Source organism: Capnocytophaga genosp. AHN8471 (genome assembly GCF_016806945.1).
In the GTDB taxonomy this organism is placed as follows: domain Bacteria; phylum Bacteroidota; class Bacteroidia; order Flavobacteriales; family Flavobacteriaceae; genus Capnocytophaga; species Capnocytophaga periodontitidis.
Genome location: NZ_JAESPJ010000045.1, coordinates 1 through 1,858 on the forward strand (window position 1 = coordinate 1; position 1,858 = coordinate 1,858).

The window sequence follows — 1,858 nt, forward strand, 5'->3', positions numbered from 1 at the left end:
GAGCCTGTCCGAAAAGTTTTAACAGGCTGATTATCAGCAATGAATAAAAAAGAGGCTATCTTTTGCCAGATAGCCTCTTATTATTTGGTGTTTTACCACAAAAGTTGTATCTTTGTGGTTCCTAAAAAAAACACAATGACAAAAGTATCATTTAAATCTGAACCTTACAAATTTTTAACACTTTTCCCCGAGAATATTTTTGATAAGTTAGATAGTAACCACCCTGCTAAATTAGTAGAAATGGTTGTTAATCAGTTAGATATAACTGATATTATTCAAAAATATAAGGGTGGAGGCTGTTCTGCATACCACCCTCGTACAATGATAAAAATAATCTTCTATAGCTATCTTTCTAACATTTATTCTTGCCGCAAAATGGCTATTGCTGTCAAAGAAAATCTCCCCCTTATGTATCTTGCAGGAGGTACAACTCCTGATTTTAGAACAATCAATGACTTTAGAGGTAAAATTTTGAAAGATTCTTTGCAAAAACTTTTTGCTGAAATAGTAAAACTCTTAGTAAAAGAGGGTTATCTAAGCCTTGATGTACAGTATATTGACGGTACAAAAATAGAATCAGCTGCTAACAAATATACTTTTGTGTGGAGAGGTTCTGTAGAGAAGTACAAGGAGAAGTTAGAGGCTAAAATAAATAAAGTGCTCTCTGATATAGAAGATAGCATACAATCAGATAATCAAGAGATTACTAAGCAAGAACTTCCTAAAGAAATCAATACCAAAGAGCTTAAAGAGAAATTAGCTGAGATTAATAAAAGGCTAAAAGAACCTACTAAAAAACAAGCTAAGGAGTTAGAAAAACTTCAAAATGAGCATCTTCCAAAGTTAGAAAAATATGAAGAAAGTCTAAAAATAATGGGAGATAGAAATTCTTATAGCAAAACAGATACAGATGCAACTTTTATGCGAATGAAAGATGACCATATGAAAAACGGTCAGCTCAAACCAGCTTATAATACTCAGATATCCACTGAAAATCAGTTTATTACTCACGTTAGTATACACCAAACACCAGGCGATACCAATACTTTAGAGAGCCATTTAGATGGTTTTGAAAAGAGCTATCAGAAACAAAGCAAAGAGGTATGTGCCGATGCAGGTTATGGTAGTGAAGAGAACTACGAAATGCTGAAAAAGAAAGAAATAGAGGCTTATGTGAAGTATAATTATTTTCATAAAGAGCAGAAGAAAAAACAAAAAGAAGATCCTTTTTCGGTTCAGAATATGTACTATAATCTAAAAGAGGATTATTATGTATGCCCAATGGGACAGAAATTGAGCAATGTAGGGAAAGGAAAACGGACTTCAAGTAATGGATATGAATCAAAAGTTACTTATTATCAAGCACAAAGGTGTGAGGGGTGTCCACTAAGAGGCTTATGTCATAAGGCAAAAGGCAACCGAAGGATAGAGGTCAATTATCGATTAAATCACTTAAAAATAGAAGCAAGAACCTTATTAATGAGTGAAAAAGGGCGGTATCATCGCAGTAAGCGACCGATAGAAGTAGAAGCAGTATTTGGTCAACTAAAAAGTAATAATAAGTTCAATCGGTTTACACATAGAGGCAAAGAAAAGGTAGAAATGGAGTTTTTACTAATGGCAGTTGGGCATAATTTTAGAAAATTAGTATCCAATAAGGCGACTACTACCAAAAAAGAAGCAAAAAGCAATGAAAATGTGGTAAAAACACCTCAAAATGCTACTTTTTCATTTTTTTACCTTGCCCAATCTGCTTAGGAACTCTAAAAACAATCTTTTTTTAGCCAACCATAGAGTAATCCTCAAAAAAAAGAGGCTGTCCTTAAAAGTTTAAACTAAACTTTTCGGACAGCCTCTT

General features: G+C 33.4%; 1 protein-coding gene. It reads left to right on the top strand.

The window, feature by feature from the left end; all coding sequences use genetic code 11:
* The first annotated feature begins 135 nt into the window (after positions 1-135).
* Positions 136-1,758, top strand: a complete 1,623-nt coding sequence (locus JMN12_RS14925; RefSeq protein ID WP_238423944.1) for an IS1182 family transposase — start codon at positions 136-138, stop codon at positions 1,756-1,758.
* Positions 1,759-1,858 lie beyond the last annotated feature (100 nt).

What these genes read in the sequence shown, in the direction of transcription:
- JMN12_RS14925 (WP_238423944.1), top strand. Translation starts at nt 136, where the DNA reads ATGACAAAAGTATCATTTAAATCTGAACCTTACAAATTTTTAACACTT.